This is a genomic window from Lactiplantibacillus sp. 7.2.4, from assembly GCF_018991185.1.
GTDB lineage: Bacteria > Bacillota > Bacilli > Lactobacillales > Lactobacillaceae > Lactiplantibacillus > Lactiplantibacillus pentosus.
Genome location: NZ_JAGYGS010000021.1, coordinates 45556 through 53207 on the forward strand (window position 1 = coordinate 45556; position 7652 = coordinate 53207).

5 protein-coding genes are annotated in these 7652 nt (G+C 45.8%); 4 read left to right on the forward strand and 1 reads right to left on the reverse strand.

Annotated elements, in window-relative coordinates; genetic code table 11:
• Positions 1–29: 29 nt before the first annotated feature.
• The 3 genes from KGF70_RS08615 (at position 30) to KGF70_RS08625 (ending at position 2613) form a co-directional block, all read left to right on the forward strand.
• Positions 30–1424 carry an FAD-binding oxidoreductase gene (locus tag KGF70_RS08615; RefSeq protein WP_122211287.1) on the forward strand — a complete coding sequence of 465 codons (1395 nt, stop codon included), beginning with the start codon at positions 30–32 and terminating at the stop codon, positions 1422–1424.
• Between the two features lie 167 nt (positions 1425–1591).
• Positions 1592–1876 carry a hypothetical protein gene (locus tag KGF70_RS08620; protein WP_050337853.1) on the forward strand — a complete coding sequence of 95 codons (285 nt, stop codon included), beginning with the start codon at positions 1592–1594 and terminating at the stop codon, positions 1874–1876.
• A 44-nt stretch (positions 1877–1920) separates the two neighbouring features.
• Positions 1921–2613, forward strand: a complete 693-nt coding sequence (locus KGF70_RS08625) for a GTP pyrophosphokinase family protein (protein WP_050337852.1) — start codon at positions 1921–1923, stop codon at positions 2611–2613.
• A gap of 259 nt (positions 2614–2872) precedes the next feature.
• On the opposite strand, the gene KGF70_RS08630 is transcribed toward KGF70_RS08625, so the two are convergent.
• The gene (locus KGF70_RS08630; RefSeq protein WP_152704808.1) at positions 2873–3412 is read right to left on the reverse strand and encodes a TetR/AcrR family transcriptional regulator; all 540 of its coding nucleotides are present in this window, start codon (positions 3410–3412) and stop codon (positions 2873–2875) included.
• A gap of 215 nt (positions 3413–3627) precedes the next feature.
• Here KGF70_RS08630 and KGF70_RS08635 point away from each other — a divergent pair, with 215 nt between their 5' ends.
• Positions 3628–7581, forward strand: a complete 3954-nt coding sequence (locus tag KGF70_RS08635; protein ID WP_216768380.1) for an MMPL family transporter — start codon at positions 3628–3630, stop codon at positions 7579–7581.
• Positions 7582–7652: the final 71 nt, after the last annotated feature.

Genomic DNA, 7652 nt, shown 5'->3' on the forward strand with positions numbered 1-7652 from the left:
CTTAATTAAATAAAGTGAGGTCTTGTATTTTGACAGTCTTTCGCGCGTTTTCAGATGAAGAAGTGTTAGCGGATTTGACCGCCCAAGTGACGGATGGTCAAGTGTTCACCGATCAGGCAACACTGACGAAGTATTCCTTTAGTCCCCGGTTAACGGATGACGACAGTGGGCTGGCACTGGCCTATGTGGAAGCCCATTCCACGCAGGATATCCAAGGTGTGCTCCGCGTCGCCCGCAAATATCATTTGCCCGTGATTCCGCAAGACCAGACGACTAGTACGGTGATTGGTGCCGATGGCCTGACTGGGAGTGTGATTCTGTCAACAGCCAAGATGAATCGTATCATCGAAATCAGTAAGGCCGATTCAGTGGCGGTCGTACAACCCGGCGTTATTAATGGTGATTTAGACCAAGAAGCGCGCAAACAGGGCATGTTTTACGCACCTGATCCAGGCTCCAAACCAATCTCTGGGATTGGCGGTAACGTGGCGACCAATGCGGGTGGTATGAGTACCGTCAAGTACGGCGCTACCAAGGATAACGTGTTAGGTGTAAAGGTCGTACTGGCTGACGGTCGTGAAATCAAGCTTGGTGGTCGGACACTCAAACAAGCATTTGGCTATGATCTGACCCAGTTGATGATTGGTTCAGAGGGGACGCTGGGGATCATTACGGAAGTGACGGTCAAGTTACTGCCGATTCCATTAGGGACTCCCGTGATGGGCGTGGCCTTCTTTGATAACATGACGGCGCTGGCCAAAGCGGTGACGGCGATTCGCATCTCAGGGGTTTACCCGACGATGCTAGAAGCGCTCGACGGCAATACGGTGGCCGCACTGGACCGCTATGAGAAGACGCATTATGCTAAGGATAGCGCCGCGATGTTGATTTTTAAACTCGATAATGGTGGCCAAGCTAGCATGGCTGTCGTCCAGAAATTATTGGCCGAACAACACGCTAGCAACGTTACGATTACGACTGAGCCTAAGCAGCAGGCCGAACTCGAACAGTTACGGCGCGACATGCTACCAGCCGTTTTTGCGGGTCAGAACCATATTATGGAAGATATGGCAGTGCCGTTATCACAATTGGCACCGCTGATGGACTATATTCAAGATTTAGCCCAGCGCCTAGACGTTGAGATTTATACGGCCGGCCACGCGGGTGATGGTAACGTTCATCCGACCCTCGTTTGGCCAACATCGGAGAAGCAGGTCCCAGAAAAAGTCGTCATCGCGTTACAGGAAATGTTCAAGAAGACCTTAGCACTTGGTGGCACGATTTCGGGTGAACATGCGGTTGGCATGTTGAAGAATCAGTGGAACAATGCCGAATTAGGCGAGGACGTGGATATGCTGCAGCACCAGATCAAAGCGCTGTTTGACCCGATGAACCTCTTGAATCCAAAACGTAAAATCAATTAAGTCGGACCTAAAGTTGTGTTTAAGAATTGCGGATGGCATCAATCAAGCATTGCGTTGGGTGCTACGATTGTCTTATTATTGAAGTAGTCCCACGTAAAAGGTTGGTTACAGCATCACTGAAATGGCGGTGCCTTGTGGGTTAACCGGAATAAAGGAGGCCCCAATTGATGCTGAAAAGTGTACGGATTCGGCTAGAATTTAATGCTGAAGTGTTACGTAATGAGATTTTTGACGTGCATGATTTTGCGAGTTTCCAAAATTTTTGGCAGCGGTTTGAAAATTTCTTAGCGGATCGAATGGTCGTTGGCCACTTGAACGTATTGGAAGGGCACGGCCTCATTCCGAGTGACTTTAAGGACGTAGATGGGCAATTGGCTTACCAAGTTGGTGAAGACGATTATCAGATTGCCTATGACCAGATTGCGCGTGAGTGGACTGTGACCATCCGCTAAGCAGGATCGAGAGAGAATAGAGTCTTATATTGGAGCGATATTGATTGAGCACAACAAAATCCCAAGCAAGTGCGGATAATGACCAGCTTCTGCCAGCACCCCCGGAACTTTTGCAAGCTGTTGATCAGTTGAAAGCTTATTCGTTACGGTATGAAGTGGCGATGAAGCTCGTTTTAGATAAGTTAGATTATATTAGTCGTGAATATGAGCTGCGTTACGGCTATGCCTTGATTGACAGCAAGCAGTCCCGAATCAAGTCGCCGGAAAGCATCGTCGGCAAGATGCAACGCAAACACTTGCCGCTGACATTGAACGCGGTCTTTAACAATTTACATGACATTGCCGGTATTCGGCTGATTGTGCGCTTCTTGAGCGATGTGAAAACGGTCGAAGATTTGTTGGCAACCCAGGCAGATATTAAAGTCTTACGGGTGAAGGATTATATCCACCATCCGAAAGCAAACGGCTATCAAAGTTTGCATTTGATTCTGGGCGTTCCCGTCTATACGGTCGATGGCCCAAGTATTGTCGAGGTCGAATTGCAAGTCCGGACGATTGCGATGAACTTCTGGGCGTCGTTGGAACATGAATTAAATTATAAAAAGAACGTCCCACATCAGGCCGATTTACGAGCCTCATTGACGAAGAAGGCGCAGCTAATTACTGAGCTGGATCAAGAAATGGATGAGATCAAACGTCGGATGTATCAACCGAAGACCCCTCCAAAGGAAGTCTGAAAAATCCCTAGTCATTTTGTTGAAAAATGGCTAGGGATTTTTTTTTGTGCACTTGACGGCGGTTAAGGTGGTCAGGTGCGGTGATTAGTATGCTAATCATGGCTTTAAAATTTGTAAGTTAGATTGCTTTTAGATTGGTGGGGTCCATGTTACTTTAAATATGTCAGATAAATATCAAGGTATTGAAACAATAATTAATTTAATATAGTGACACATCAGTTAGTTTGCTTAACTAGCGAGCCAGTGGACCCCGTCGAAGTTAGTGTTCCGTGAGGTTATTGATGGGCTTGCCCCGGTACCACCAGTCATTGATGAACCGGGCGAGTTCTTTCGGCGTCTCATGTAGACCAGTCTTTAGCCAGTAACGGACAACGCCGATGATGCCGTTGATGTAATACTCAAACATGTATTCCTTTTCACGGTTACCGATGCCGGCGATTTCGGCTTGGTTGTGCGCCAAGATTTCGCGTTTCGTAGTTGCCATGAAGCTCATCAGGAAGTCTTGGTCAGTCGTTAAGATGAAGGAAGTCACGGCATGCCGTTTTTTAACGACTTCGAAGATTCCCGTCAGAATGGCTTGTAGTGAGTCGGGATTGAGATGTTCATCGATCACCGCCAGTAATTCCTCGGTGGCGTCTTGTTCCATCTTCTTCATGCAATCTTTGACATCTTCATAATGCGCATAGAAGGTCCCCCGGTTGATGTCGGCTGCTTTACAGACCGCAGTCACCGTAATCTCATCGAGTGATTGCTGCTGGAGCAGATTGATTAAGCTATCTTGAATTAAACGTTCGGTCATTTGCGAACGTCGGTTGTTTTTAGTGCCTACCACTGAAGTTCACCCCATTATTTGAACAGTACACTGTTTATTTGTTTATTTAATGACGATTTTATGAAAATTGTTGGTTGAAATTACAACAGTTTTCATTTAACATGTTGTTATTATTTAAACACATTGTTGATTAAATGTCACGATGTCGTTTTAAGAATCTGAGTTAAGGGAAGGGATACAGAGTGAAAGGGAGCCGTAGACGCTTTACAATTCAAGCGATTATCTGGCTAGTCGTGATGGTAGCGGCCATCATCTTCTTGCCAAATATCAGCAGTCTGGTCCGCGACAAGGGTCAGACCAAGCTACCAAGTAGTGCGAAGAGTCAAGTTGCACAGGTTATCCAAAATCACTGGGGGCGCAACCAGAATAATACGCGCCAAGTGGTCGTGGTCTTCAATAATGGTGATTCACCATTAACCGCTGATCAGAAGCAGGCAATCGATGGGACGATTAAACACTTCAAAGATCAGAAATCGAAGTATCACGTGAAATCAATGACGGCAGCCAGCGATAATGCCGCTGCTAAGAAGCAATTGATTTCGAAGGATAAATCAACCGAATTGTTACAATTAATGGTTGGTAAAAAGCAAACTGTCGCGAATATGACGAAGAATATTACTGACGGCGCCAAGACCGCTGGTGTCAAGACGTACGTGACAGGGAGTGACATCTTAAATGATGACTTCACTCAAGAGACGGAAGCCGGGATCCAGAAAACGGAAATTATTACCGTTATCTTCATCTTCATTGTGTTGACCTTGGTCTTCCGGTCACCGATTACACCATTAGTTTCGCTGTTGTCAGTCGGGGTCTCATTCATCATTTCGCTGAGCGTTGTGATGAACTTAGTTGATAAATTTAACTTTCCATTGTCGAACTTCACCCAAGTCTTCATGGTTGTGGTGCTGTTCGGGATTGGGACCGACTACAACATTTTAATGTTCGATCAATTCAAAGAAGAACTCAGTCATGGCGATAGTCCGGTCGCCGCGACTGGGCGCGCGTTAAAGATTGCCGGACGAACGATCCTTTACAGTGGGTCGTCACTACTGATTGGGTTTAGTGCCCTAGGGCTCGCTAACTTCTCAATCTACAAGTCAGCGGTCGGTGTTGCGATTGCCGTTGCAATCTTACTGTTGGTCTTGTTGACCTTGAACCCATTCTTCATGGCTTTGTTAGGACCACGGTTGTTCTGGCCGACCAAGAAGTTTGCGGGTGGGAGTACGAGTAAGATGTGGCACGGTATCGCTGCTTCATCCGTGCGCTACCCAATCATCGCGTTGGTCGTTGTGTTAGGAGTCTCATTACCATTCATCCTGACTTACAACAATCAATTGAACTATGATACGTTAGCTGAATTGAACGATTCGATCCCAGCGAAGAAAGGTTTCAAAGTCGTCCAGGACCACTTCTCCAAAGGGACGGCCGAACCATCAACGCTGTATATCAAGACCGACCATGCTTTAAATAATGAAAAAGATTTGAAGCTCATCGACAGTTTGACCAAGCAGCTCCAAAAGGTCAAAGGGGTCAAAACGGTCGCTTCAGTCACTCAACCAGGTGGCTCAGAAGTGAGTCAATTGTACGTCAATGATCAATTAGGCACGGTCACTAGCGGTATGAAGAGTGCCGGCAAAGGCCTAACCAAGATTGGCAGTGGCCTGGACAGCGCCAACAGTAAGCTGAAGAGTGCAAATATGTCTGATAGCGCTAAGTCAGCTAAGAAGTTGGCGGATGGGGCGGATGAAGTCTCATCAGGTCTCAACACTTTAAACGGTAAGACCGGGACTTTAGCTAGTGGTGCTAGTCAATTGGCAAGCGGGTCAAGTTCACTTGCTAGTGGGTTGGTTACCTATACCAATGGTGTTTACACGGTTAACAGCGGCTTGAACCAGTTGAATAGTAAGACTGGGACGTTGGCTAGTGGTGTTAATCAGCTGGCTTCGGGTGCTAGTTCAGTATTTGGAGGAACGACTTCTCTGAGTTCTGGCCTGGATACGCTGAATGGTTATAAGTCCAAGATTTCTAGTGGAACGGGAACGCTGACAAGTGGTGTTTCGTCACTTCAATCAGGTGCATCTCAATTAACTGCAGGGCTTCAAAAGATGCAAACCAGCGTTAACTCAAGTGTTTCAAGTGCAACTAGCACTGCTAATACACAAAAGTTGGCTGAATTGAAAAAAGGGTTAACTTCATTAAATGAAGCGATGGAATCCTTATCATCGGCTAGTTCAACTTCTGTGCCAGATATTAGTGGAATTACGACAACTGCATCGACGCTTTCTAAAAATGGTGAGGCTGTTAAGACAGACGCAACTAATTTGCAAAATGCATTATCTAATTTGCAAAATTCGGCATCTGGAGTTGGCTCTGTTAGTTTGAGCGAGAGCGACATTCAGACAATTGTTGCTGCCGTCAATAAAAATGGTGGAACAGCATTAACGACGCAACAAACTGCCGCATTGACTGCTGCTTTGAAAGCCACCGGTGAACAGATTAATCAAAAAGTTAAAAGTGCAAGTTCTTCAATGTCGTCAAGCATTAGTTCGACTGAAACGAGTGCAACGCAATTGCAAAAAGACTTAACGACCATGAATGAAACGAGCTCTGATTTATCTGACGATTTGAAAGAACTTTCGTCATTAAGCAGTGAATTGGACAAGTTATCTGACTTAAACCAATTAGCTACTAAATCCATTGAAGCCAATAATGGTTCTCTGGAAGTGATTGCTAAATTGCAGTCTGCAATTAGCGGAATGCAACAAATTCAATCTGGGTTGAATGGAACGAATGGATTAGTAGATGGTTCCCAACAAATTTCAAGTGGTTTGACTCAACTCCAAAGTGGGGCAAGCTCTCTAGCCTCTCAATTGAATACGTATACCAATGGCGTATCAACCGCTACTACTGGCGCCAACAAAGTTAATAGTGGTGCTTCTCAAGTTTCAAGTGGTTTGACTAGTTTACAGGGACAAATCCCTACATTGACCAGTGCCATCAGTACCTTAGATTCTGGGACTAATCAATTAGTTTCAAATTCTTCAACATTGAACAGTGGTGCTTCTCAATTAGCTAGTGGGACATCAAGTTTGAACTCGCAAGTGCCTACTTTAGTCAGTGGGGTAAGCGGGCTTAACAGCGGTGCCTCCCAAGTTGCCTCAGGTAACGAACAGATGTACACCAGCATTCAAAGCTTAGTTGGTCAGATGAAGACCCTCCAAGACGGTTTGAAGACTGCCAGTGATGGGACTAAGACGATCAACAAGGGTGTTGGCTCAGCTAATAGTTACTTGACTGGGTTGAAGAATTCTGCGGCTTCGAAGACGTACTACGTGCCAAAGAGTACCTTGAAGGGTAAGACTTACAAGTCTGCTTTGAAGGCTTATATGTCTGGTAATAACCATGCCACGAAGATGACGATCGTCTTGAATGAAAATCCAAGTTCGAAGTCAGCGATGAATAAGGTAACGGCAATTCAAAAACAAGCTGAAAATAGCTTGAAGGGGACTGCGTTAGACGGTGCAACGATTGCCATTGGTGGTCAAACATCTGAAACCAACGATACCCAATCAATTGCTTCTAGTGACTTTATTCGGACGGCAGCGATCATGTTAGTCGGAATCCTGATTGCCTTGATGGTCATCACACGTTCCGTATTACAACCGTTCTACATCTTAGGGACCTTGTTATTGGCTTACATTATGTCCTTGAGTATCACGCGGATGTTGAGTAGTTGGTTCATGGGTCAAGACATGTTGACTTGGAACACACCATTCTTCGGGTTCATCATGTTGATTGCCCTTGGGGTCGACTACAGTATCTTCCTGATGATGAAATATCGTGAATTTGATAATTCGGCTGCTACACCAAGCACTCGAATCGTCAGAGCTTCTGCCGTAATCGGTGCCGTGGTCTTATCCGCCGCCCTGATTCTGAGTGGGACATTTGCCGCCTTGATGCCATCCGGTGTCTTGACGTTGATTCAAGTGGCGATGGTCGTTATCATTGGGTTGATTATCCTGGTATTCGCCATCCCAACGATTATTCCAAGTTTGATTCGGTTAACTTACCCGTTGACCGATCGCATGGAAGACGAATCCGATGCTGAAAAGCAAACGAAGCGGAACCGTCACTAAAATCGATAAGTTATGCGATAATAAAGTATAACCAACTGGCGCCGTCCAACCGTTGTGTTGGGCGGCGTTTT